General features: G+C 69.6%; 26 protein-coding genes. 13 read left to right on the top strand and 13 right to left on the bottom strand.

Annotated elements, in window-relative coordinates:
* Positions 1-58: 58 nt before the first annotated feature.
* Positions 59-1,024, bottom strand: coding sequence for a helix-turn-helix domain-containing protein (locus tag BLW75_RS37770; RefSeq protein WP_034321384.1), 966 nt, complete (start codon positions 1,022-1,024; stop codon positions 59-61).
* A gap of 52 nt (positions 1,025-1,076) precedes the next feature.
* Between BLW75_RS37770 and BLW75_RS37765 the strand changes: the two genes are divergently transcribed.
* Positions 1,077-1,466 (top strand): cupin domain-containing protein, encoded by a 390-nt coding sequence (locus BLW75_RS37765; protein ID WP_034321387.1) that lies wholly within the window; start codon positions 1,077-1,079, stop codon positions 1,464-1,466.
* Here the strand turns inward: BLW75_RS37765 and BLW75_RS37760 are convergent.
* Positions 1,463-2,425 carry a GlxA family transcriptional regulator gene (locus tag BLW75_RS37760; RefSeq protein WP_034321390.1) on the bottom strand — a complete coding sequence of 321 codons (963 nt, stop codon included), beginning with the start codon at positions 2,423-2,425 and terminating at the stop codon, positions 1,463-1,465. The two genes, BLW75_RS37765 and BLW75_RS37760, sit on opposite strands and share 4 nt — an antisense overlap.
* 82 nt (positions 2,426-2,507) lie before the next feature.
* Between BLW75_RS37760 and BLW75_RS37755 the strand changes: the two genes are divergently transcribed.
* Positions 2,508-3,413: a DMT family transporter gene (locus BLW75_RS37755; RefSeq protein ID WP_034321393.1), complete on the top strand. Its 906-nt coding sequence runs from the start codon at positions 2,508-2,510 to the stop codon at positions 3,411-3,413.
* 186 nt (positions 3,414-3,599) lie between these two features.
* Here the strand turns inward: BLW75_RS37755 and BLW75_RS37750 are convergent, their stop codons facing one another.
* Together BLW75_RS37750 and ctaC are read right to left on the bottom strand one after the other, a co-directional pair.
* A complete protein-coding gene (locus BLW75_RS37750; RefSeq protein ID WP_034321396.1) occupies positions 3,600-4,019 on the bottom strand; it encodes a cytochrome c oxidase subunit 4 in 420 nt (139 codons plus the stop codon).
* Between the two features lie 40 nt (positions 4,020-4,059).
* Positions 4,060-4,998, bottom strand: coding sequence for an aa3-type cytochrome oxidase subunit II (gene ctaC, locus BLW75_RS37745; protein ID WP_034321399.1), 939 nt, complete (start codon positions 4,996-4,998; stop codon positions 4,060-4,062).
* Positions 4,999-5,191: 193 nt separating this feature from the next.
* On the opposite strand from ctaC, the gene asnB reads away from it, so the two are divergent.
* Together asnB and BLW75_RS37735 are read left to right on the top strand one after the other, a co-directional pair.
* Complete coding sequence (gene asnB, locus BLW75_RS37740) at positions 5,192-7,126, top strand: asparagine synthase (glutamine-hydrolyzing) (RefSeq protein ID WP_034321402.1); 1,935 nt, start codon at positions 5,192-5,194, stop codon at positions 7,124-7,126.
* 56 nt (positions 7,127-7,182) lie between these two features.
* A complete protein-coding gene (locus tag BLW75_RS37735) occupies positions 7,183-7,836 on the top strand; it encodes an alpha/beta fold hydrolase (protein WP_034321404.1) in 654 nt (217 codons plus the stop codon).
* 4 nt (positions 7,837-7,840) lie between these two features.
* Here the strand turns inward: BLW75_RS37735 and BLW75_RS37730 are convergent, their stop codons facing one another.
* The gene (locus BLW75_RS37730; RefSeq protein ID WP_091599200.1) at positions 7,841-8,830 is read right to left on the bottom strand and encodes a carbohydrate kinase family protein; all 990 of its coding nucleotides are present in this window, start codon (positions 8,828-8,830) and stop codon (positions 7,841-7,843) included.
* Positions 8,831-8,971: 141 nt separating this feature from the next.
* Between BLW75_RS37730 and BLW75_RS37725 the strand changes: the two genes are divergently transcribed.
* Complete coding sequence (locus BLW75_RS37725) at positions 8,972-9,160, top strand: hypothetical protein (protein ID WP_034321406.1); 189 nt, start codon at positions 8,972-8,974, stop codon at positions 9,158-9,160.
* Positions 9,161-9,232: 72 nt separating this feature from the next.
* On the opposite strand, the gene BLW75_RS37720 is transcribed toward BLW75_RS37725, so the two are convergent.
* A complete protein-coding gene (locus tag BLW75_RS37720; protein WP_016336060.1) occupies positions 9,233-9,610 on the bottom strand; it encodes a HesB/IscA family protein in 378 nt (125 codons plus the stop codon).
* A 143-nt stretch (positions 9,611-9,753) separates the two neighbouring features.
* On the opposite strand from BLW75_RS37720, the gene BLW75_RS37715 reads away from it, so the two are divergent.
* Complete coding sequence (locus tag BLW75_RS37715) at positions 9,754-10,410, top strand: DUF3043 domain-containing protein (RefSeq protein ID WP_034321408.1); 657 nt, start codon at positions 9,754-9,756, stop codon at positions 10,408-10,410.
* A 153-nt stretch (positions 10,411-10,563) separates the two neighbouring features.
* Positions 10,564-11,553, top strand: a complete 990-nt coding sequence (locus BLW75_RS37710; RefSeq protein ID WP_034321410.1) for an aldo/keto reductase family protein — start codon at positions 10,564-10,566, stop codon at positions 11,551-11,553.
* 61 nt (positions 11,554-11,614) lie between these two features.
* Here BLW75_RS37710 and BLW75_RS37705 read toward each other — a convergent pair whose 3' ends face one another.
* The 3 genes from BLW75_RS37705 to BLW75_RS37695 are packed head-to-tail and all read right to left on the bottom strand — an operon-like array spanning position 11,615 to position 13,432.
* The gene (locus BLW75_RS37705) at positions 11,615-11,842 is read right to left on the bottom strand and encodes a hypothetical protein (RefSeq protein ID WP_034321469.1); all 228 of its coding nucleotides are present in this window, start codon (positions 11,840-11,842) and stop codon (positions 11,615-11,617) included.
* Positions 11,835-12,686, bottom strand: a complete 852-nt coding sequence (locus tag BLW75_RS37700) for a phosphoribosylaminoimidazolesuccinocarboxamide synthase (RefSeq protein ID WP_034321413.1) — start codon at positions 12,684-12,686, stop codon at positions 11,835-11,837. Before BLW75_RS37700 ends, BLW75_RS37705 begins: the two co-directional genes overlap by 8 nt.
* Entirely contained in the window at positions 12,683-13,432 is a 750-nt protein-coding gene (locus BLW75_RS37695; RefSeq protein ID WP_034321417.1) for a GntR family transcriptional regulator, read from the bottom strand. Before BLW75_RS37695 ends, BLW75_RS37700 begins: the two co-directional genes overlap by 4 nt.
* Positions 13,433-13,602: 170 nt before the next feature.
* On the opposite strand from BLW75_RS37695, the gene BLW75_RS37690 reads away from it, so the two are divergent.
* Positions 13,603-14,007 (top strand): hypothetical protein, encoded by a 405-nt coding sequence (locus BLW75_RS37690; protein ID WP_034321419.1) that lies wholly within the window; start codon positions 13,603-13,605, stop codon positions 14,005-14,007.
* Here BLW75_RS37690 and BLW75_RS37685 read toward each other — a convergent pair.
* Positions 14,004-14,672 carry an IspD/TarI family cytidylyltransferase gene (locus BLW75_RS37685; protein ID WP_034321422.1) on the bottom strand — a complete coding sequence of 223 codons (669 nt, stop codon included), beginning with the start codon at positions 14,670-14,672 and terminating at the stop codon, positions 14,004-14,006. The genes BLW75_RS37690 and BLW75_RS37685 overlap by 4 nt on opposite strands.
* A 93-nt stretch (positions 14,673-14,765) precedes the next feature.
* Here BLW75_RS37685 and cobT point away from each other — a divergent pair, with 93 nt between their 5' ends.
* Positions 14,766-15,842 carry a nicotinate-nucleotide--dimethylbenzimidazole phosphoribosyltransferase gene (cobT, locus tag BLW75_RS37680; RefSeq protein ID WP_034321425.1) on the top strand — a complete coding sequence of 359 codons (1,077 nt, stop codon included), beginning with the start codon at positions 14,766-14,768 and terminating at the stop codon, positions 15,840-15,842.
* A 374-nt stretch (positions 15,843-16,216) separates the two neighbouring features.
* Here cobT and BLW75_RS37675 read toward each other — a convergent pair whose 3' ends face one another.
* Positions 16,217-17,320, bottom strand: coding sequence for a branched-chain amino acid aminotransferase (locus tag BLW75_RS37675; RefSeq protein ID WP_034321428.1), 1,104 nt, complete (start codon positions 17,318-17,320; stop codon positions 16,217-16,219).
* Between the two features lie 116 nt (positions 17,321-17,436).
* On the opposite strand from BLW75_RS37675, the gene BLW75_RS37670 reads away from it, so the two are divergent.
* Positions 17,437-17,757 (top strand): hypothetical protein, encoded by a 321-nt coding sequence (locus tag BLW75_RS37670; protein WP_034321430.1) that lies wholly within the window; start codon positions 17,437-17,439, stop codon positions 17,755-17,757.
* Here BLW75_RS37670 and BLW75_RS37665 read toward each other — a convergent pair.
* Together BLW75_RS37665 and BLW75_RS37660 are read right to left on the bottom strand one after the other, a co-directional pair.
* Positions 17,754-18,380, bottom strand: a complete 627-nt coding sequence (locus BLW75_RS37665) for a ribonuclease FAU-1 family protein (protein ID WP_034321431.1) — start codon at positions 18,378-18,380, stop codon at positions 17,754-17,756. The genes BLW75_RS37670 and BLW75_RS37665 overlap by 4 nt on opposite strands.
* Complete coding sequence (locus tag BLW75_RS37660; protein WP_034321435.1) at positions 18,373-19,242, bottom strand: hypothetical protein; 870 nt, start codon at positions 19,240-19,242, stop codon at positions 18,373-18,375. The genes BLW75_RS37665 and BLW75_RS37660 overlap by 8 nt, the downstream gene beginning before the upstream one ends.
* Before the next feature lie 133 nt (positions 19,243-19,375).
* Between BLW75_RS37660 and BLW75_RS37655 the strand changes: the two genes are divergently transcribed.
* The 3 genes from BLW75_RS37655 to BLW75_RS37645 all read left to right on the top strand — a co-directional run bounded on the left by BLW75_RS37655 (position 19,376) and on the right by BLW75_RS37645 (position 23,662).
* Positions 19,376-20,878 carry a leucyl aminopeptidase gene (locus BLW75_RS37655; protein ID WP_034321438.1) on the top strand — a complete coding sequence of 501 codons (1,503 nt, stop codon included), beginning with the start codon at positions 19,376-19,378 and terminating at the stop codon, positions 20,876-20,878.
* A gap of 188 nt (positions 20,879-21,066) precedes the next feature.
* The gene (locus BLW75_RS37650; RefSeq protein ID WP_143055418.1) at positions 21,067-22,200 is read left to right on the top strand and encodes a nucleotide disphospho-sugar-binding domain-containing protein; all 1,134 of its coding nucleotides are present in this window, start codon (positions 21,067-21,069) and stop codon (positions 22,198-22,200) included.
* Positions 22,201-22,240: 40 nt separating this feature from the next.
* Complete coding sequence (locus tag BLW75_RS37645; RefSeq protein WP_034321442.1) at positions 22,241-23,662, top strand: cation:proton antiporter; 1,422 nt, start codon at positions 22,241-22,243, stop codon at positions 23,660-23,662.
* Positions 23,663-23,670 lie beyond the last annotated feature (8 nt).

Here is a 23,670-nt window from a genome sequence, read left to right as displayed (position 1 = left end):
TGCGCGTGGCGCAAGGAAGGGGGCCTTCATGTACTCGGGGTGGGCAAGGGACACCGGGTCACGAAGCGGTGCTGAAGCGCGCCCGGTAAGCCGTAGGCGTCAGACCCGTGGCCCGCCGAAGCTGCGTACGCAGGTTCGCGGCGGTACCGAACCCCGAAGCCCGCGCCACCAGGTCCAGCCGCTGCTCCCCGCGCTCGATCAGCCGGCACGCCAGCGCGATCCGTTCCGTGGTGAGCCACGCCAGCGGCGTCGTGCCCAGTTCGGCGCGGAACCGCCGGTGCAGCGTCGCCTGGCTGGCCGCAGCCCGCGCGGCGAGGTCGGCGACCGTGAGCGGGCGGTCCAGTCGTGCCCGCGCCCAGGCGAGCACCGGCGCCAGCGAGGTGTCCGGCACCGGCGGCAGCGGACGCTCGACGAACTGCCGTTGGCCGCCGTCGCGATGCCCGGCGAACACCAGCCGCCTGCTCACCGCGTTGGCGATCTCGGCGCCGTGGTCCCGGCTGATCAGGTGCAGCCCCAGATCGAGCGCGGCCGCGCTGCCCGCCGCGGTCAGGACGTCGCCGTCGTCGACGAAGAGGACGTCCGGCTCGAGCAGCACCTCGGGATACAGCTCGCGGAAAAGTCCCGCCCACTTCCAATGGGTCGTCGCGCGCCGTCCGTCCAGGACACCCGCCTGAGCGAGGGTGAAGGCACCGGTGCAGAAGCTCACCAGCCGGGCACCCCGCGCGGCCGCGGCACGGATGGCCGCCAACACCTCCTCCCTGGCCGGCATCTCCGGATCGGGCCGGTTGGGCACGATCACCGTGTCCGCGGCCTCGACGGCTTCGAGCCCGGCGACCCCGGTGAGCGTGAACATGCCCAGGTGCATGCGCACGGAAGGCTCGGCGGCGCACAGGGTGAAGCCGTACCAGGGCCTGCCCAGTTCCGGCCGCCGCAGGCCGAAGAGCTCGGTCGCGACGCCCATTTCGAAGGGGTTGGATCCTTCGTCGACCAGGACGGCGACCTCATGCGAGGAATCATGCGACATATGCGATTCCTAGCACTCACCGCCGCGGTGGTCCAGCGGCCAGGATCGGATCATGAGCAAGCAACCGATCGATCTGGACACCGCGCTGGCCGGTTTCGACGAGATCTGGAGCCCGCGGATCGCCGCCCGCGTCAACGACTACGACGTCCGCCTCGCCAAGGTCGCGGGCGAGCACGTCTGGCACGTCCACGAGAACACCGACGAGTTCTTCCTCGTCCTCGACGGCACCTTGGACATCGCGCTGCGCGAGGGCGGCGGTGAGCGGGTGGTCACCCTGCCGCGCGGCTCGATGTTCGTCGTCCCGCGCGGGACGTATCACAAACCGTCCTCAGTGGACGGTGCGTCGCTGCTGCTGTTCGAACCGACCGGAACGCTCACCGTCGGCGACAAGCACGACGAGGTCCCCGACCATGTCCATGTCACCGTGGGGCAGGAAATCTAGCCGGGGGAAAACGTTCTGCGATAAGCACTCGGGCTGGTCCCGCGCAGCTTGCCGAACTGATGCCGCAGCGCCGCGGCGGAGGCGTAACCACAGGCCACCGCTATGTCCTCAATGGACAGACGGCCTTCTTCGAGCAAGGACTGCGCGCGGTCGAGGCGGCGTTCGGTGAGCCACCGGTGCGGCGTCGTCCCGGTGGCCGCCGAGAACCGGCGCAGGAAGGTGCGCTCCCCCAACCCGCTGCGCCGGGCGAGTTCGGCGACGGTGAACGGCTGATCCAAGCGCCGCTCGATCCATTCGAGCGCTTCGGCGAGCACGGTGTCGTCCGGCGCGGCGGTCTCGGGCACCGGCGCCTGCACGAACTGCGCCTGCCCGCCGACCCGATGCGGCGCCGCGACCATCCGCCTGGCCAGCGTGGTGGCCGCGGCGACACCGCGCAGTTCGCGCACCAGATGCAGGCACAGGTCGACGGCGGCGACGGTTCCCGCGCTGGTGAGGACGCCGCCGTCGTCGACGTACAACGCCTTCGGATCGACCTTCGCCGTCGGGAAGCGCGACCGGAACTCCTGCTCGTAGACCCAGTGCACGGTGCAGTTACGCCCGTCGAGCAGCCCGGCGTACCCGAGCGAGAAGACACCCGCGCAGAAGCCCGCGACCCAGGCGCCCCGGCTCGCCGCGTCACGCAGGACTTCGAGCACCGGCTCCGGCGGGCTCGCGCTGCGCGGCGCGCAGGTCGGGACGATCAGCAGATCCGCCGACGCCGCGAAGTCCAGGCTCTCCAGCCCATCGAGCCCGAAACCGGACCAGCTCAGGACGTTCTCGCCGCCGGGTGAGCACACCGCGAAATCCCAGCCCTCGATGCCGTCCGCACTGCGATCGGTGCCGAAGACCTCGCACGCGACGCCCAGTTCGAACGGCGAGACCTGGTCCGCGAGCACCACCGCGACCTTCTTCACCTCCATCCACGCAGTGTGTCACAAGTTTTGCGGTCGATGTCATCTCTGACACTGGTCGAAAGCAGCCCAGCGGCCGAAAGTGGTCGCCATGAACAAGAACAATCCCGTCTTGCAGTGGACCGCCGCGATGGCACTCTCCGGCACGATCGGTGCCGTCGTTCTCGAAAGCGGCGCCGAAGCCCCCGCCGTGGCGTTCGCCAGGAGCCTCGTCGGCGGCCTGCTGCTCCTGGTGTGGAGCTCGGCCCGGGGCTGGCTCCGCCCGTGGACACTCAGCCGCCGCGACCTGCTGCTCGCCGTCCTCGGCGGGCTGTTCCTGGTCGGCAACTGGGTCCTGCTGTTCGCCTCGTACTCGCTGTCGTCGATCGGGGTCAGTACGGTCGTCTACCACACCCAGCCGCTGATGCTGGTCGGTCTCGCGGCGGCGTTCCTCGGCGAGAAGATGGCGAAGAGCCAGCTGGTCCGGGCGCTGATCGCGTTCGGCGGGGTGACGCTCATCTCGCTGTCCGCGCACGGCGCCGACGGGAAACCCGTACGGCTGGAGGGGATCGCGCTCGCCCTCGGCGCGGCCGCGCTGTACGCCGGCGCTTCCTTCGTCGCGAAGCAGCTCAAGCACGTCCGCCCGCACGTCCTGGCTGCCGTCCAGCTGGTGACCGGCACGATCGTGCTCGCACCCGCCCTGCTCGTCACGCCGCTGCCTGCGGACGCCTCGGGGCTGCTGTGGCTGGTCCTGCTCGGGACCGTGCACACCGCGCTGATGTACGTCCTGATGTACGCGAGCATCGGGAAGCTGCCGACCACGACGGTGGCGCTGCTGTCCTACGTCTATCCGGTGGTCGCGGTGGTGGTGGACGTCCTCGCCTACGGGCACCGGCCGACGTGGCCGGAGGGCGTCGGGATGCTGGCCGTCCTGGCCGCGGCGCTGGCGCCGAAGCGAGCACCCAAGCCCGCGCCGGCGCTTGAGAGGGCGGTGGCCGCTCGGGCCAGCGGGTCGTGAGTGACGTTTCGGCAGTACGTGAAGGCCCCCTTCATTGCGCTAGACGCAATGAAGGGGGCCTTCACGTACTGCGGCTCAAGGGTGCGGTGCCGGGGGCGAATGTAAGGAGGCCTTCACGGACCACCACACCACGCGAAAACGGCGCCCCGGTCCGAAGACCGAGGCGCCGCTTTCGGCGTCAAGGCGTCACTCGTGGTTCGGGCCCGTGTGGTACTCGAACACCAGCCCGCCGATGGCGACGATGACCAGGCCCAGCGCGATGATCAGCAACCAGATGTGGAAGAACGCCAGCGCGACACCGGTCAGCGCGGCGGCCGCCGCGAGACCGACCGGCCAGTAACTGCCCGGGCTGAAGAAGCCCAGCTCACCGGCGCCGTCGCTGATCTCGGCGTCTTCCCGGTCCTCCGGCCGCGGCTCGATGCGCCGCGCCACGAACTGCAGGTAGCTCCCGGCCAGGAAGGCCAGGCCACCGGTGAGGATCAGGGCCACCACACCGACCGGCTCGACGCCGTCCCGGGTCATCGTTCCGGTCATGTACGCGTAGATACCCGCCACGACGACGGAGAAGACCGCGACGAGGAAGAAAATCCGTCCTTCGACCTTCATGGACGTTGCCTCACTCCTGTTTCGGGCTCGAACAGCCGGGTCAGTTGGACGCGACCCGCGCGGTGCGGTCGGTGTTGAACGGGGTGGTGGTGACTGCGTAGGGCGAGCACAGCTCGCCACAGTTCATCGCCGTCAGCGCCTCGGACGCCGTGTTCGGCTTGCCGCTCTTCGGGTTCACCGTGCCGCGGAGCTGGATGTACTGCGCGTACTTGTCCGGCGAGAGCGCCCTGACCTCGAAGTTCATCCCCGAGTGGTAGGTGCCGCACAGTTCGGCGCAGCGGCCGACGAACGAACCTTCCTTGTCGATCGAGTTCTGGAAGGTGAAGTCCTGGTTGTTCTTCTCCGGGTCCGGCATGACGTCCCGCTTGAAGTGGAACTCCGGCACCCAGAACGAGTGGATGACGTCGGCCGACCGCAGGTTGTACTGGATCGTCTTGTTCGTCGGCAGGACCAGCAGCGGGATCTCGGTCGAGCTGCCGACCGTGGTGATCTCGGGGTCCTCGTGGTTCTTGGAGTCGCTCTTGTACTTGAACTCCCAGTTCCACTGGAACGCGACGATGTCGACCGTGACGTCCGGGTTCTCCGTCTCGGCGAGCACGCGGTTCTCGGTGGTCGCGGTGAAGAAGAACAGCACGCAGACCATGATCGTCGGGACGACGACCGTGAAGATCTCCAGCGGGATGTTGTACTGGAACTGACGGGGCAGTTCCTCCTCCGCGCCGTCGGCGGTCTTCTTCTTGCGGTGGAAGATCGCGGTCCAGAAGATCAGTGCCCAGACGATGACACCGACGGCCAGCGCGGCGATGACGGTCCACGTCCACAGGGTCCGCATGTCGTGCGCCTGCGGGGTCACCCCGACCGGCCAGCCGAAGCGGAGGATCTCGTCCCCGGAACAGCCCGTCGCCGTCAGCATCACCAGCGCGGCGAGCGCTGCGACGCGACCAGCCCGCTTAACTGGGGTGCGCTCTGGATTTCCCACTGCGCCTTGCCCTTTCACCCAGAGCCTCCTCGACCGATCTTCGTGACAGGCGGAGCCTAGCCGAGTTGCGGCGCCGCGCTGACTAAGGGGTAACCCCAACACGCGTATCCCCCACCACATCCGGGTGTACACACCCACCGGCATACTGGGCCCTTCTCCCCCGCTCGGCCAACAAGAGGTGTGTGAACTAGACGTGTGCGGCCTGCTTGGACTGATCTGTTCGACCGAAGCCGACGCGGCGAGCGCCCGTGACGCCGTCGACGCGGCCATGCGCTGCCAGCGGCACCGGGGCCCCGACGAGCACGACACCTGGGCCGACGCCGAGGTCGTCTACGGCTTCAACCGCCTGGCCTTCATCGACGTCGACCACGCCCACCAGCCGCTGATCTGGGGTCCGCCGGAGGCCCCCGAGCGCTACACGCTGAACTTCAACGGCGAGATCTACAACTACAAAGAGCTGCGTGACGAGCTGGCCGCCGAGCACGGTGCGAAATTCGCCACAGAGGGTGACGGCGAGGCGATCGTCGCGGCGTACCACTACCTCGGCGACGACGCGGTGAAGAAACTGCGCGGGATGTTCGCCTTCATGATCTGGGACTCCCAGGAAAAGGTCGTCTTCGGCGCACGCGACCCGTTCGGCATCAAGCCGCTGTTCTACTCCGCCGGCCCCGGCAAGGTCGCCTTCTCCAGTGAGAAGAAGAGCCTGCTGGAGCTTTCCGGCGTGCTCGGGGTCGAGGACGAGCTGGACAAGACGGCCCTGCAGCACTACCTGGTGCTGCAGTACGTGCCGGAGCCCGAGTCGATGCACACCGGGATCCGCCGCGTCGAGTCCGGCACGTCGTTCCGGGTCGTCCCCGGTGGTGCAGTCGAGTTCACCCGGTACTTCCACCCGCAGTTCACCGCGAAGCCGGTCAACAGCCAGGCCGAGGCCGACGAACTGTACGAGCGCATCGCCGATGTGATGCGCGACTCGGTCGGCAAGCACATGATCTCCGACCCGGACGTCACGGTCGGCGCGTTCCTCTCCGGCGGTATCGACTCCACCGCGACCGCGACGCTGGCCAAGGAGCACAACCCGAACCTGATCGCGTTCACCACCGGCTTCGAGCGCGAGGGCTACTCCGAGGTCGACGTCGCCGCCGAATCGGCCGCCGCGATCGGCGTGAAGCACGTGGTCCGCACGGTGTCGGCGGACGAGATGATGGAGGCGCTGCCGCTCATCGTCTGGTACCTCGACGACCCGGTGGCCGACCCGGCGCTGGTGCCGCTGTGGTTCATCGCCCGCGAAGCCCGCAAACACGTCAAGGCGGTGCTGTCCGGCGAAGGCGCCGACGAGCTCTTCTGCGGCTACACGATCTACAACGAGCCGATCTCGCTGGCGCCGTTCGAGAAGATCCCCGGCGGGATGCGGAAGATCATCGGCAAGGTCTCCACGAAGATCCCGGAGGGCACCCGCGGCAAGGACCTGCTGCGGCGGGGGGCGCTGCCGCTGGAGGACCGCTACTACGGCAACGCGCGCAACTTCCGCGACGACCAGCTCCGCAAGGTGCTGCGCACGTACGAGGACGGCATCGGCTTCAAGGACGTCACCGCGCCCTGGTACAAGATCTCCGAGAACTGGGACCCGGTCGCGCGGATGCAGCACGTCGACCTCTACACCTGGCTGCGCGGCGACATCCTGGTCAAGGCCGACAAGGTGACCATGGCGAACTCGCTGGAACTGCGCGTGCCGTTCCTCGACGCCGAGGTGTTCAAGGTCGCCTCGACCATCCCGCTCGACCAGAAGCTCGCGCACGGCACCACGAAGTACGCGCTGCGCCAGGCGCTGGCGAAGATCATCCCGGGACACGTGCTGAACCGGCGCAAGCTCGGTTTCCCGGTGCCGATCCGGCTGTGGCTGCGCAACGAGATGTACGACTGGGCGAAGGGCATCATCTCGGACTCGCAGACCGACGCCCTGCTCGACAAGAAGGCCGTCCTGGCGCTGCTCGAAGAGCACAAGGCCGGACAGCTCGACCGCAGCCGCCAGCTGTGGGCGCTGCTGGTGTTCATGCTCTGGCACGGCATCTTCGTCGAGAACCGCATCAAGCCCGAGGTGCCGGAACCCGTCTACCCGGTGAAGCTCTAGTCACGACTCGTGACGCTGGCCTTCACCGTTCACCCGGTGGAGGCCAGCATGGAGCGATGGACTTCGTCCTCGTGCACGGCACGACGCAGAGCCCGGCGAGCTGGGACCGCGTGGCCAAGTTGCTCACCACCGCCGGGCACCGCGCGATCGCCGTGGACCTGCTGACCCCGGTGGATCTGCCGGTCGAGGGCTACGCGCAGCACGTGCGGGAGCAGTACGGCGGCGGACGCCCGGTCGTCGTCGCCCATTCCGGATCCGGGGTGCTGCTCCCCGCGATCGCCGAAGCGCTCGACGCGCGGGCCATGGTGTGGGTCGCCGCCTACATCCCCGACTTCGCCGGCGGCCGGAGCCTGCGGGACGAGGCGCGGGACGTGCTCGAACCGGACTGGATCGGCGTGGATCCGGCCGCGGATCCCGCGAAGGCGTCGGAATTCCTCTTCCACGACTGCGATCCCGAGACCGAACGGCAAGCGCTGGACAGCCTGCGGTCGTTCAACCCCGCGGTGCTCGCGACGCATCCCGCCGGACCCGCGCCGGAGATCCCGTCGACGGTGATCGTCCCCACGCGGGACCGCACGCTCCGGCCGGAGTGGCTGCGCCGAGCCGCACGGGAGCGGCTCGGCGTCACCGCCATCGAGATCGACTCCGGGCACTGCCCGCACCTGTCCCGGCCCGCCGAACTCGCCGCCATCCTGACCCGCCGCACGTGAAGGCTCAAGCGGGCAGGACCGCCGCGATCTCCTCGGCGGACTCCGGTCCGAAGGCCTCCTTCAGGCGGCTCAGGACGTCGGCGCGGTCGAAGGACCATTCCTGCGTGCCCACGGTCTCCAGCACCAGCACGGCGATCAGCGAGCCCAGCTGCGCCGAACGCTCCAGGTCGAGCCCGCCGTCGATACCGGCGATGAACCCGGCGCGGAAGCCGTCGCCGACGCCGGTCGGGTCGACCTTGCCGCGCTCCGGGACCGCGCCGATCTGCAGGGCGAGGCCGTCCTTACCGACGATCTCGACGCCCTTCTCCCCGAGCGTGGTGATCCGCATGCCGACCCGGTCGAGGACGTCGGCCTCGGACCAGCCGGTCTTCTGGAGCAGCAGTTCCCATTCGTAGTCGTTGCTGAACAGGTACTTCGCGCCCTCGACGAAGGCGCGCACCTGCTCGCCGTCCATCCTGGCCAGCTGCTGCGACGGGTCCACGGCGAAGGGGTAGCCGCGCTGGCGGCACTCCTCGGCGTGCCGGACCATGCCTTCGGGGTCGTCCGGGCTGATCAGCACGAGCGACAGTTCACCGGCGTGCGTGGCGACCGGCTCCAGCTCGATGTTGCGGGATTCAGCCATCGCGCCGGCGTAGAAGGTGGCGATCTGGCAGAGGTCCTCGTCGGTGGTGCAGACGAAGCGGGCGGTGTGCGCGACCTCGGAGACCAGCACCCCGGCGGTGTCGACGCCGTGCCGCTCGAGCCAAGACCGGTAGTCGGCGAAGTCGGAGCCCACCGCACCGACCAGGATCGGACGCTTGCCCAGGACCCCGAGCCCGAAGGCGATGTTCGCGCCGATCCCGCCCCGCCGGACGACGAGGTCATCGGCCAGGAAGCTCAGGGACACCCGGTGCAGCTGCTCGGCGATGAGCTGCTCGGCGAACCTGCCTGGGAAGTGCATGAGGTGGTCGGTTGCGATACTGCCGGATACCGCGATCCTGGCGTTGTCTGCCACCGGTTCTCCTTGATCGGTCGGCCCCGCCGAGGCGAGGACGGCTAAGTTACCCGCAGGTCATGCCCCATACGGGTTGCTTCGGGCACGGCCATCGACACTACCGGTTGGTAGTGGTGTCCTACTCGAACACGAGTCATTAGCTTGTCGTTCGTGACCACTTCCACGTATCACCTCGAACCGGAATCGATCGGCGAACTCATCGCCGACTGTGCCGGTATCCCGTCGTCCCTCCAGGCCGAGAACCTGCCCCTGCCCCGGCAGAGCGCTCCGCCCTGGACCGTGGACGAGCGCTGCCTCGCCCAGGTCGCCGATCTGGACGCCTACGTCTGATCCCGTTCCGGGCATGAAGAAGGGCCGCGACCTGGGTGAGGTTCGCGGCCCTTCTTCATGCCTCGACGCGGATCAGTGGAAGCTGTCGCCGCAGGCGCAGCTTCCGGTCGCGTTGGGGTTGTCGATCGTGAAGCCCTGCTTCTCGATCGAGTCGACGAAGTCGATCACGGCGCTCGACACGTACGGCGCGCTCATCCGGTCGACGGCGACACGAAGGCCGTCGAAGTCACGGAACAGGTCACCGTCGAGCGTGCGCTCGTCGAAGAACAGCTGGTAGCGCAGGCCCGCGCACCCACCGGGCTGGACGGCGATGCGCAGGTGCATGTCGTCGCGGCCCTCCTGCTCGAGCAGGGCCTTCGCCTTGCTGGCGGCGGCGTCGGTCAACGTGACGCCGTGGGTCTCCTCGGCGGTTTCGGCCTGAGCTGCGGCTGCCTGCTCAGCGGTCGTCATGGTTCTCCCTCTGGTCGAACTCGCTGCGGGTACTCGTCTTGCACATGGTCCAACACGTCGGAGTCCCGATCTGTTCCCCACCATGGTGACATATCGCTCGGCCTGGTGCGTGGCACCGTGACGCCCGCGACTACCCTGGTGGGGTGAGGTTCCTGCGCCGTAGCACCACAGACTCCGCCACGACGGACACCGAGACCCCCGGCGACGAGGCCGTCGAGGTCCAGGCCAAGTCGTACACGCCCGGGAAGGGCAAGGCCACGCCCAAGCGGCGTGAGGCCGAGGCCAAGCGCCGTGGCCCCGTGGCGCCCCCGCCGACCACCATGCGGGAGGCGATGAAGCGCAACAAGGAGCTCCGGAAATCCGCGAAGGCCGACCCGGATTACAAGCTCAAGCAGCGCAATGCCGCCAAGGAACGCCGTGAGCGGATGATGGCGGGCGAGGACAAGTACCTGCTCCCCCGTGACCGTGGCCCGGTCAAGGCCTACATCCGTGACCTGGTCGACTCGCGGCGCAATCTGCTCGGCCTGTTCATGCCGCTGGCGATCCTGGTGTTCGTCGCGCTGATCCTCCCGTACCCCGAGGTCCAGCGGTACGCGACGCTCCTGTGCACCGTGATGCTGCTCGGCATGATCGTCGAGGGTTTCCTCAGCGGGCGCCGGATCGCGAAGATGGTCCGCCTGAAGTTCCCGAACGAGACGATCAAGGGCACGTCCGTCGGCTGGTACTCCTTCATCCGCGCGAGCCAGATCCGCAAGCTGCGGGTTCCGAAGCCGCGCGTGAAGCCCGGCGACAAGGTCTGAGCCCAGCGGCGGAGCTGAGACGCATCCGGGGAAGCGCCGGAGCGCGAACCCGCCCTGCCGAAGTCGATCGCGGCCTCGGGTTCACCGACCAGCACTGAGCAGGCGAAACCCGGGTCGTTAGCGTGGCTAACGGCCTGGGGTAGAGTCGCGTCCATGGAGTTTCGACGACTGGGCCGCAGCGGCCTCAATGTCAGTGAGATCTCGTACGGCAACTGGCTCACCCACGGGTCCCAGGTGGAAGAGGACCAGGCCCAGGCCTGCATCAAGGCGGCGCTCGACGTCGGCGTCACCACGTTCGACACCGCCGATGTCTACGCCAACACGGCCGCCGAATCGGTACTCGGCCGCGGCCTGAAGGGCCTGCGCCGCGAAAGCCTGGAGATCTTCACCAAGGTCTACTGGCCGACCGGTCCCAAGGGCCCGAACGACCAGGGCCTCGGCCGCAAGCACATCATGGAGTCGGCGAACGCTTCGCTGAAGCGCCTCGGCACCGACTACGTCGACCTCTACCAGGCGCACCGCTTCGACCGGACCGTGCCGCTCGAAGAGACGTTCCTCGCCTTCGCGGACCTCGTCCGCCAGGGCAAAGTGCTCTACGTCGGCGTTTCCGAGTGGACCGCCGAGCAGATCACCCAGGGCGCGGCGATCGCGCGCGAACTGAAGGTGCCCCTCATCTCGAACCAGCCGCAGTACAACGCGCTGTGGCGGGTCATCGAGGCGCAGGTCATCCCGGCGTCCGAACGCGAAGGGCTCAGCCAGATCGTCTGGTCGCCGATCGCGCAGGGCGTGCTCACCGGCAAGTACAAGCCCGGCCAGCCGCTGCCCGAGGGCTCCCGCGCGACCGACGAGAAGGGCGGCGCCAACATGGTCGCCCGCTTCCTCAACGACGACGTCCTCGAGCGCGTCCAGCGGCTTCAGCCGATCGCGGACAAGGCGGGCCTGACCATGGCCCAGCTGTCCGTGGCGTGGGTCCTGCAGAACCCGAACGTCGCCTCGGCGATCATCGGCGCCTCGCGGCCGGAGCAGGTGCACGAGAACGTGAAGGCGGCAGGCGTGAAGCTGGACGCGGATCTGCTCGCCGCGATCGACGAGGCCCTCGACGGCGTCACCGAGACCGACCCGACGCTGACCCGCTCGCCCTGATCCCGTCGCAAGTAGGTGACTGATCGCGGACGCTTTTCCCGCAATCAGTCACCTACTTGCGTCAGTCGCCGTGGACGCGGGAGTGGTACGCGATCTGGCCGTCGAGGTCGAGGGCGTCACCGGGGGCGCGCAAGGGATCGATGCCCAGGCCCCGCAGCAACCTGCTCGCACCGGCGACCCGGTCGCCGGTGCGGCCGTCGAGCCGCTCCGGCCGGTGGCCCCGCTGGATCAGCAGGCCCTCGACGTCGTCGATCAGCCGGTACGGGTCGTAGACCTGCTGTTCAGGCATGACCACCACCGGGAATCCAGGTCTTCCCGGTGATCCTTTCGTAGACCTCGGTGTAGCGCTTGCGGGTCGCCTCGACGATCTCGTCCGGGATGGCGGGGCCGGGCGGCGTCTTGTCCCAGCCGGTCGTCGTGGACCAGTCGCGGACGAACTGCTTGTCGAAGGCGTGCTGCGTCCGGCCCGGCTCGTACTCGTCGGCGGGCCAGAACCGCGACGAGTCCGACGTGAGCACCTCGTCCCCGAGCGTCAGCACACCGTCGGCGTCGAACCCGAATTCGATCTTGGTGTCGGCGATGATGATGCCGTTCTTCGCCGCGTGCTCCGCGCCCTTGGTGTAGACCTCGAGCGTCAGCTCGCGGAGACGGTCCGCGGTCTCCTTGCCGATCTCGTTCACGACGTCGGCGAAGGTCATGAACTCGTCGTGGCCGGTGTCGGAGATCTTCGTGGTCGGCGTGAAGATCGGCTCGGGCAGCTTGTCCGCCTCGACGAGACCGGCGGGCAGTTCAACGCCGGAAACCTTGCCGTCGCGCCGGTATTCACGCATGCCGAGACCGGTGAGGTAACCGCGCGCGATGCACTCGACCTGGATCATCTTCAACGGCTTGCACCGCATGGCGCGCCCGGCGAATTCGGCGGGGACGTCCGTCGTGGAGAGGACGTGGTTCGGCACCACGTCGGCCATCTTTTCGAACCACCAGGCGGAAAGCTGGTTCAGCAGCGCGCCCTTGTCCGGGATCGGGGTCGGCAGCGAGACGTCGTAGACCGAAACGCGATCCGAGGCGACGAGCAGAATGTCGCCGTCGATTTCGTAAAGGTCCCGGACCTTACCCGCGTGAATGTGCTTCATGCCCCGTCCTCGATGTCGTATTCGTAAAAAATCCAGTGGTCCGGCAACGCCGCCGATTCGCCGTACTCGAGTACGTCACCCTCGGCGGACAGAAACCTGTTGCGACTCAACAGAATCGCCGAACCTTCGGCCACGCCGAGTTCCGCCGCCTCCTCGGCACCCGCCAGCCCCGCGGCGTGCTGAGAATGGGTCGACGCCAGAACACGACCTGTCCGGTCCGCAACGTATTTGACCGTGCCTTCGACGATCCGCACCGGCTCGAAGAGCAAGGGAGCCTTCGCCGCGACGGCGCCGTCGAACCACGAGACCGACGTCGACACCGGCCGGCCTTCGCCCGCATATGTGGTGCGCCGCCGACGGATCACCGGAGTACCTTCATCGATTCCGAGCGCGCCCGCCACCCGGTCCGGGGCGGGCAGGAGGCCTGCTTCGCGGATTTTCGCGTAGTGGCCCGGTGGATAGACCTTGCCGGTTCGCGCGATCGAGATCGTCCGATCGTGCGCGGAGCGGTGCAGCGCCCTGGTCTGCACCACTGTCCCGATCCCGCGTACCGCGCGGACCAGACCTTCGGCGCGCAGCGTCGAGAGCACCTTCATCGCCGTCGCCATCGCGACGTTCCAGTTCCTGGCGATCTCCCGCGCGGACGGGACCGCGTCGCCTTCCTTGAGCCTGCCCGAAACGATGTCGTCGCGAATGCTTCCCGCGATCTGGAGATACGGCGGTTCGGGTCGATCGACGGCGGGCAAGGTGACTCCTCACAAGGTCGCGCGGTGCGCACAAGCGTTCTAGCACACCAATGGGCGAGCACCAAGGATCCTGCTCACACCCCATTATTACGTACTAGTACACATTCTGGACGGTGCTCTAGTACACCTGTTACTCTCCGCAGAGTTCCCAAAACCCGTTGGGGGGCTCGATGAACCATCTGAGCATCGACGAACTGCTCGAAGAGCTTCGAAGACGCAGGTGGGTCGTCTACATCTTCGGCCCCAGGGAGGAGCCGGAGGTGTGTGCGGCGGTCTTCCAGTGGGACACCTGCGCAGACGTCCTCATCCTGCGCGGCGAGGAACGGGCGAGCGCCTTCCGCGTCACCACCCTCGCCGACACGGACGTCTTCCAGCCGGCACTCGTCTCGTGGCAGTACCACTCGACGGCCGACTGGACCCTGCGCGCGGTGCTCACCATCCCGCCGCCCGGCGACGCCACCGCGCCGATCCAGCTGCTGCAACCACATCCGGACTGCGTGATCCCGATGGAAGCACGACGGCCGGTCACCATCCTGCCCGCCATACCGACCAAGGCCGACCAGGGAGATCCCTAACCTCGGCCGATCACCTGCTCGGCGACAACGAGGTCGTGCGGGTAGGTGATCTTGAGGTTCTCCGCGCTGCCCGGAACCCACCGCACCGGCAGCGCGGAGAACCTTTCCATGCACGAAGAGGTGTCCGTGCCGACGAAACCCTCACGCTCGGCCGTTTCGTAGGCTTCGAGCAACGGAGCGGCGCGGAAACCCTGCGGTGTCTGCACCCTGATCGCCCCGGGCAGCGCACCGGAAACGGTGTCGCCGTCGACGCGCACGATGTCGTCGGCCGCGACGCCGGGCACCGCTCCCCCGTACCGCCGCGTGCCGGCGAGGACGTCCGCGATCAGGTCCGGCGTGACGAGCGGACGGGCCGCGTCGTGCAGCAGTACCGCGTCGATCTCGCCGCTCTCGATACGGGAAGTCAAGTGGCGCAAGGCGTTCAGCTCCGAACCTTGACGCGTCGCGCCGCCGTGGACGAGTTCGACCTCACCCGGATGCGCGGCGAGCACCTCCCGCGCGAGTTCGGTGTCCTGCGGCCGGATGACCAGCACGAGCACGTCGATTCCGGGCACGCGGGCGAAGGCGTCGAGCGACCACGCGACGACCCGTTTTCCCGCCACCGGCAGGTACACCTTGTTGAGCTTGGCGCCGACCCGGGTGCCCGCTCCGCTCGCGAGCACCACCCCGGCGGCCTTCGTCTGAGCCACAGGCAACTCTGACACAGGCGGGTGGGTAGGTTGGGCCCGGCCACCGAAGCGATCCGAAGGGGCAGGGCGTTGGACGACGAAATCCTCGAATTCGCCGAAGTCGAGCAGCCAGACGAACACGCGCGCTCGGCGGCGATCGCCCTGCACTCGAAACTGATCAAACCGGCCGGTTCGCTGGGCAGGCTCGAAGAACTGGGCGTATGGGTCGCGGCGTGCCAGGGCCAGTCTCCGCCGCGGCCGTTCACGCGGCCCCGGGTCGTGGTGTTCGCCGGGGACCACGGCATCGCCGCGAAGGGCGTCTCGGCCTATCCGAGCGAGGTCACCGCGCAACTCGTCGGCAGCATGCTGACCGGCGGCGCGGCCATCAACGTCCTGGCGGCTTCGGCGGGCGCGAGCGTCCGGGTCGTCGACATGGCCGTCGACAGCGACGCCCCCGCGACCCGGTCGATCGGCGAGTTCAAGGTGCGGCGCGGCTCCGGCTCGATCGACGTCGAGGACGCGCTGACCGACGACGAGGCGCGTGCCGCCGTCCGCGCGGGCCGGGCGATCGCCGACGCCGAGGTCGACGGCGGGGCCGACCTGCTCATCGCGGGCGACCTCGGGATCGGCAACAGCACGCCGGCCTCGGTGCTGGTCGCGGCCCTGACCGGCAGTGAGCCGGTGGCCGTCGTCGGCCGCGGGTCGGGGATCGACGACAACGCCTGGATGCGCAAGGCCGCGGCGGTCCGGGACGCGCTGCGGCGCGCGCGGACCGTGCTGGCCGACCCGGTCGCCCTGCTGCGCACCGCCGCGGGCGCCGACATCGCGGCGATGGCGGGCTTCCTCGCGCAGGCCTCGCTCCGGAAGACGCCGGTGATCCTGGACGGCCTGGTCGCCTCCGCGGCCGCGCTGGTCGCCGAGGAACTCGTCCCCGGCGCGCGGCGATGGTGGGCCGCGGGCCAGCGTGGCGGCGAACCCGCGCACGCGCTGGCGCTGGAACACCTCGACCTGGACCCGATCCTGGACCTGGACGTGCGCCTCGGCGAGGGGACGGGCGCGGTCGCGGCGCTGCCGCTGGTGTTCATGGCGACGCGGGTGCTCGCGGAGATGGCCACGCACGAGCAGGCCGGGGTGAGCGGGCCGCTGATCGAGGCTCCGCCTTCCTGACGCTGACGACCCCTCCTGGATGTCATGAAAGGGTCGTTCAGGACGTTTCTTGTCCTGAACGACCCTTTCGTTCAGCCTCACGGGAGCCCGCTGCTGGCGGTGAGTGCGGTCGTGAGCGGCGGGCTCGAGCAAGCCCGTGAAGGCCTCCTTCCCTACCGTGAGAGCAGGGAAGGAGACCTTCGCTACCTCGCGCGTCCGAGGCTGGCGCACACGTCGCGAAAGCCACTTTCGGGACGTGTGGTGTCCCGAAAGTGGCTTTCGCGACACCGGCCACGACGACCGCGAACAGCCGCGACCGGGCGACCCCTCAAGTACGTGAAGGCCCCCTTCATTGCGTCTAGCGCAATGAAGGGGGCCTTCACGTACTTCGAGCCTCAGCCCAGCGGGTACATCCAGCCTTCCGGTGCGGGCCGGGTGCCCTCCTGGATCCCGGTCAGCGCGGCGCGCAGCTTCATCGTCAGCTCGCCGGGCTGCCCGCCCGCGACGGAGAACTCGCCGCCCGCGTGCTTCACGTGCCCGACCGGCGTGATGACCGCCGCGGTCCCGCAGGCGAACACCTCGGTCAGCTCGCCCGAAGCCGCCGCCTTCTCCCACTCTTCGGTGGAGATGCGCCGCTCCTCGACCTGGTGCCCGAACGACTTCGCCAGCTCCAGCAGCGACTTGCGGGTCACGCCCGGCAGCAGCGAGCCGGTCAGTTCCGGGGTCACGACGCGGGCCTCGTCACCGGAGCCGAAGACGAAGAACAGGTTCATCCCGCCCATTTCCTCGACCCAGCGCCGCTCGACCGCGTCGAGCCACACGACCTGGTCGCAGCCCTTCGCCACGGCCTGTGCCTGCGCGACGAAGGACGCCGCGTAGTTGCCCGCGCACTTCGCCTCGCCGGTGCCGCCGGGGACGGCGCGCACGTATTCGGTCGACAGCCAGACGCTCACCGGCTTCACGCCGCCGGAGAAGTACGAGCCGGCGGGCGAGCCGATCAGCGCGTAGAGGTACTCGTTCGCGGGCCGGTTGACGCCGAGCCCGGCTTCGGTGGAGATCATGAACGGCCGCAGGTACAGCGACTCGCCCGGCTTCGTCGGGACCCAGCGGGCGTCGACCGCGACGAGCTCGCGGATCGAGTCGAGGAAGGTCTCCACCGGCAGCTGCGGCATGGCGAGGCGCTCGGCCGAGTTCCGGAACCGGATCGCGTTCGCGTCGGGCCGGAACGCCGCGATCGTGCCGTCCGGCTGGCGGTACGCTTTGAGACCTTCGAAGATCGCCTGGCCGTAGTGCAGCACGGAGGTCGCCGGGTCGAGTGTCAGTGGCGCGTACGGCCCGACGGTGGCGTCGTGCCAGCCCTGCTCGGCACTCCACTTCACGGTCACCATGTGGTCGGTGAAGTGCAGGCCGAAGCCGGGTGCGGCCAATACGTCCGCGACGCGTTCCGGGCTCGCGGGGCTCGGGTGCGGGAGGTGGGTGAACTGCGTCGAGGTCGTCATGACTAAGACGATAACGCTTGGTCGGACCCACGTTAGTCGGACGTCCGCATATCTTTACCTCCCGCGATCTGTCCGTCAGGACGAACACGGGAGGGTCTTCGCCCTAGGATGGCGGCGTGACGTACAACCAGATGCAGCCCGCCCAACCGGCCCACCCGGCCAAGCCCGCCGCCCCCGGCGCGGGGGCCGACGTCAAGACCTTCGCGACGGCCGTGCTGCTCACCTTCGGCACCGGCGTGCTGATGATGGACGGCTGGGCCCTGCTCGACAGCGGCTTCGGCGCGTTCCTCGGCCTGGTCGCCGGCGGTTTCGGCATCTTCTGGTGGAGGAGCATCCACGGCAAGGTGTTCCCGCGCGAGCTGTCCACCAAGTCGGTGGTCATCCTCACGGTGATCAACGTCGTGCTGGTGCTGCTCCTGCTCCTCCAGGTGAGCTAGAGCAACCCCTCGGGGAGGCCGGGCGCCGGCCAGTCCGGGTCGGGCCGGAAGTCGGTCCACGTCCCGTCGAAGGGGAACCGCCCGGCGTCCGCGAGTGCCCCGATCCGCTCGCCCTCGGCGCGCAGCCGCTCCAGCTGACCGGCGGTGAGGCGGCCGGCGAGGACGGCCTCCTCCGCCTCGTCCTCGTCCTTCCACTGCCAGCGTCCACCGGGCTCGACGGCGACGTCGAGGATGCCGTCGATGCGGTCCGGTCCCGACGGCGTGCGCCCCAGCGGGACTTCGAGGTTGACGTACCAGTTCAGGAAGCGGCCGGCGGCGTCGAAGAACCACCAGACCGACGACCATTCGTCGTCGGCGATGCGGCGCAGCGTCGAGGTGTCGCGCCAGAGGTCGGCCACGCGCACCCTCGGCACCCGGAACCGCTCCTCCAGCGGCGCCTCGCGGAGGAGCCGCCCGTCGGCGAGCCTGCTGCCGACGATCGGGGTGTCCGCGGGCAGCCAGCCGAGCAGCACGGTGCCGTCGTCGGAGATGACGCGAAGCGGGTGGTGCTGGCCGATCGAGCCGTCCGGTCGCAGGAAGCGTTCGACGACCGTGTCGCCAGGGGTCCAGAGAGGATCATGCACGCCTTGAACGGTCACTCTTCGAACGGTACCGACGGGCGCGGACCCGCAGAACCAGTTCGGCGAGCGTTCCCACTCCCGCGAGCCCGAGGGCCACGACCGGCCCAGCGAAGGCCGCCGCGACGGCCACGATCAGTCCACAAGCGAGTGTCGCCTTCGGACGTTCCGGGGAAAGCCGCTCGCGGCCGTCGGTGAAGGCGTCCACCGCGACGGGAACGGTCGCCACGGCGGCCATGACCGTCAGCACCGGCAGGAGCGACACCGCGTCGGCCGCGGCGAGGAGCTCACGGAACGACGTCGCCGAAAGCCCCAGCCGGACCGGCCCCAGCTGATAGAGGGCGACGGCGGTGATCGCGACGGCCACGGCGCCCACCGCGGCGGCGCGGCCCGCGCCGGGACGGCGGGGCAGCAGGAACGGCAGCAGTACCAGCACCGCGAGGCCGAGCCCGGGCACGGACGGCGGGTCCGGCGCGATGAACTGCGCCAGCGGCGGGATCCCGACGCAGATGGCGATCAGCGACGCGGCCGCGGCCAGCAGCAGGCCGGTGACCCAGCGGGCGGCGTGGTCACCGAGGCGGACCCCGGCCAGATCGGCGACGGTCACCACGACGGCGAACACCGCGGCGGCGGCTCCCGGCGCGGACGGGAAGACGTACTGGCCGAACGTCGTCGCGAAGACCAGGACCAGGCCCAGGCGTGAAACGGAGCCCACGATCCGGTCGGGCCGGGTATCGCCCACCGGCGGCAGCAGCGCCTCCGCCGCGACGGCGAGCACGGCCGCGACCACGACGGCGGCGAGTACCCAGTAATCCGCTCCGGAGGTGCCCGCCGCCAGTGCGATGAGCAGACCGCCAGCCAGCCGCACGCCGTCTCCCTTCCAGTGTCATCCAGTTACCCGGTCGGCCCCGCTGTTCCCCCAGGTCCCCCTGTCATTAGCATGGCTCACGATCCAACCGGGCGGCCGCCCGGTACCACCGCGAACGCGCGAGGAGCCAGAAGTGACCGTGCCGAAGCTTGCCCTGACCGAGAACGCCGAAGCGGCGCTTGCCAAGACGCGCGCCGACGTCGTCGTCATCGGCACCCTGCAGGGTGAGGACGGTCTGGCTCTCGCCGCCGGCTCCTCCGTCGCCGATTCCGCCTTCGACGGCAAGCTCGCCGACGTCCTCGGCACCCTCGGCGCGTCCGGCAAGGCCGACGAGGTCGTCAAGGTACCGACGCTGGGCAAGCTGTCCGCCGGTGTCGTGCTGGCCGTCGGCCTCGGCAAGGCGGGCGCGAACGGCGTCACCGCCGAGCAGGTCCGCCGGGGCGCCGGTGCCGCCGCGCGGGCGCTGAGCGGGACCGACCGCGCGTTCGTCACGCTGTCGGCGATCGACCTCCAGGCCGCCGTCGAAGGCACCGTGCTCGGCGCGTACTCCTTCACCGAGTACCGCTCCGAGAAGGGCGACGGCCCGGTCGCCAAGGTCGACTTCGTGAGCCCGGAAGAGGGCGCCGCCAAGGACCACAAGGCGACGCTGAAGGCCGCCGGCCTGATCGCCGAGTCGGTCATCGTCGCCCGCGACCTGATCAACACCCCGCCGAACGACCTGTTCCCGGCCTCCTTCGCCGACCGCGCGAAGACGCTGGCCGAGGCCGACAACCTCGACTTCGAGGTCCTCGACGAGAAGGCCCTCAAGCGCAAGGGCTTCGGCGGCATCCTCGGCGTCGGCGGCGGTTCGTCGCGTCAGCCGCGCCTGCTGCGCATCGCCTACAAGCCCGCGAAGGCCTCGAAGAAGGTCGCGCTGGTCGGCAAGGGCATCACCTTCGACTCGGGCGGCATCTCGATCAAGCCCGCCGCGAACATGGACCACATGACCTCGGACATGTCGGGCGCGGCCGCCGTGCTCGCTTCCGTGGTGCTGGCCGCGAAGCTGAAGTACCCGCTCGAGGTCGTCGCGCACATCCCGCTGGCGGAGAACCTGCCCTCGGCCACCTCGTACCGGCCGGGCGACGTGCTCAGCATGTACGGCGGCAAGACCGTCGAGGTGCTCAACACCGACGCCGAAGGCCGTCTCGTCCTGGCCGACGCCATCGTGCGCGCGGGCGAGGAGAACCCCGACTACCTGATCGAGACCTCGACCCTGACCGGCGCGCAGGTCGTCGCGCTGGGCAACCGCACCGCGGGCGTCATGGGCTCGGACGAGTTCCGTGACCGCGTCGCCTCCATCGCGCAGGCGACCGGTGAGGGCGGCTGGGCCATGCCGCTGCCGGAGGAGCTGCGCGCCGACCTCGACTCGCGCCTCGCCGACCTGGCCAACGTCACCGGGCACCGCTGGGGCGGCATGCTCGCCGCGGGCATCTTCCTGCGCGAGTTCGTCGCCGAGGACCTGCCCTGGGTGCACATCGACATCGCGGGCCCGTCGTTCAACACCTCCGGTCCGTGGGGTTACACCGGCAAGGGCGGCACCGGCGTCCCGGTCCGCACCATCGCCGCGGTCCTCGCGGACATCGCCGCGAACGGCTGATACAGCCTCGTAGAACGTCATGAGGGGGGTCAGTGCCGTTCCGGCGGCACTGGCCCCCTCAGCGGCTTCCGTACCGTTCCGGCGGTCACGCGTGATCAGATGGACGACACGCGCCAGGGGCTTGCGACCGTTCCGGGTCGCAACCCACAAGACGCGGGTGCCGGACCGCGAATGCGACCTTGATCGATGTGCGCATTGCCTTCACCGCGATCGGCCTGCCGGGACACTTCTACCCACTGGTGCCCCTCGCCTGGGCCTGCCGGGCGGCGGGACACGACGTCCTCATGGTCACCACGGACGGCTTCACCGCCGGGGCCGTCCGGTCCGGGCTGCCGGTCGCCTCGTGCGGACCGGCGGCGGACTTCGTCGACCTGGTGACCCACGGCGGGGTTCAGGACGAGGAGTACGCCAACGGGCGGGCCTTCGGCCGGATCGCCCGCCAGCGGCTCCCCCGTACCGAGCGGCTGCTCCGCGACTGGCGGCCTGACCTCGTCGTCAGCGAGCGCGCCGAATTCGCCGGCCCGATCGCGGCGCATACCCTCGGCATCCCCCAGGTCGAATTGCACTGGGGCCGCGCGGCACTGCCGCAGTACCGGATCGCCGCGGCCGACGAACTCCGGCCCACGCTCGCCGCCAGAGGACTGGCCGGTCTGCCCGCCCCGCGCGCCTCGCTCAACCCGTGGCCGCCCGGGCTGCGGCTGCCCTACGCCGGCGGGCACCTCAGCGTGCGCCACGAGTCGTACAACGGTGACGCGCTCGTCCCCGGCTGGGCGCTCGAACGCCGCACCAGGCCCCGCGTCTGCATGACGCTCGGCACCGTCGTCCCCCGCATCGGCGAGGACGTCGTGTCGGCCTGGCATCCGGTCCTGCTCGCGCTGGCCGAACTGGACGTCGAACTCGTGGTCGCCGTCTCCGAAACCGTGGCGGCCCGCTGGCCCGCCCTGCCGGACGCCGTGCGGCACTTCGGCTGGCTGCCGCTGTCCCAATCGCTCGGCGCCTGCGACGCGGTGATCCACCACGGCGGACAGGGCACCACGCTCACCGCGCTCGCCACCGGACGGCCGCAGGTGATGCTGCCCGTCTTCGACGACCAGTTCGACAACACGGAAGCCGTGGTGCGAGCGGGCGCCGGGCTGCGCCTGCTGCCGGACGAGGTGACCCCCGCCTCCGTGGCCGCCCGCACCGGCGAGGTGCTCGCCCGGCCCGGGTACGCGCGCGCCGCGGCGGACGTGGCCACCGAGATCGCCGCCCAACCGTCCACAGCGGACACCGTGCGGGTTCTGGTGGATCTGGCGCGTGAGCCGCTCGGCCGCGCGGCCTGACCGATCGTCCCGCGGCGCACACGATGAGGGAGTGATGGGAATGTCCGAGCAACCGAGCACACGAACGCGGCGCGGCCGCGCGATCGCCGTCTACGGCCTGCTGGTCGTCGCGCCGGTGCTGCTGACGGTCGGCCTGCTCGTCGGCGGCGACGGCGGAGGCACTGCCACGACCGCGGTGGAGACCGTCGCCGGGCACCCTCTCGCGCACCTCCTGCTCGCGATCGCGGTCGTGGTGGCGGCCTGCAAGCTCGTGGGGGCGCTCCTGCAGCGGATCGGCCAGCCGCCGGTCATCGGGGAGATCGCGGCGGGCATCCTGCTCGGCCCGTCCGCGCTCGGTGCCGCCTGGCCGGAAGGCGCGGCGGCGCTGTTCCCGCCCTCGGTGCTGCCGGAACTGAACGCCCTCGCCCAGGTGGGGGTCGTGCTGTTCGTGTTCCTCACCGGCCTCGAACTCAACACCCGGCTGCTGCGCGGCAAAGGCCATCTCGCGGTGGTGGTCAGCCACGTCAGCATCGCCGTGCCCTTCCTGCTCGGCGTCGCGCTCGCGGTCTTCGCCTACACGCGGTTCGCGCCGGAAGGCATCGGGTTCCTCGCGTTCGCGCTGTTCTTCGGTGTCTCGCTGAGCGTGACCGCGCTGCCGGTGCTGGTCCGGATCCTCCAGGACGTCGGGCTCCTCCGTACCGAGGTGGGCGTCGTCGCGCTGACCTGCGCGGTGGTGGACGACGTCACGGCGTGGACGCTGCTCGCGGTCGTCGTCGCCCTCGTGACGGCGTCGTCGATGACCGGTGTCGTGGTGACGCTGGTGCTGGCGGCGGTGTTCATCGCGTTCCTGCTCCTGGTGGCCCGGCCGCTGCTGGAACGGCTCGCGCGGCGCACCTCCGAGAGCGCCCTGCGCAAACTGGCCCCGCTCGCGCTCGTCGGTGTGCTGCTGTGCGCGATGTCGACCGAATGGATCGGCGTGCACGCGATGTTCGGTGCCTTCATGTTCGGCCTCGTCTTTCCGCGCGACAACGCGGCGGAATCGTGGCTGCGCCAGAACACCGGCGGGCTGACCGCCGCCGTCCTGCTGCCGCTTTTCTTCGCCTACAGCGGTTTGCGGACCGACATCGGCCTGCTGGCCGACGGCGGGCTGTGGCTGTGGTGCGCCGCGATCGTGTTCGTGGCCGTGGTCGGCAAACTCGGCGGTGCCGCGATCGCGGCCCGCAGCGTCGGCGAGACCTGGAACCGTTCGCTGCAGATCGGCACCCTGATGAACTGCCGCGGCCTGACCGAGCTCGTGGTGCTGAACGTCGGGCTCCAGCTCGGTGTCCTGTCCCCCACGCTGTTCACGATGCTGGTGCTGATGGCGCTCATCTCGACCGCGATGGCCGCTCCGCTCGCGACGTGGTTCGCGAGGCGGGAGGGGACGCTGGTGGAGGTGCCGCGGCAGCGGCGATCGAGCCGGCTTCCCGTGCCGCGCCCCTGACCGTAGGC

The organism is Amycolatopsis lurida, assembly GCF_900105055.1.
Taxonomy (GTDB): Bacteria; Actinomycetota; Actinomycetes; order Mycobacteriales; family Pseudonocardiaceae; genus Amycolatopsis; species Amycolatopsis lurida.
The sequence above is the reverse complement of the archived record's forward strand: the minus strand, read 5'-3'. Positions and strand labels throughout refer to the sequence as shown.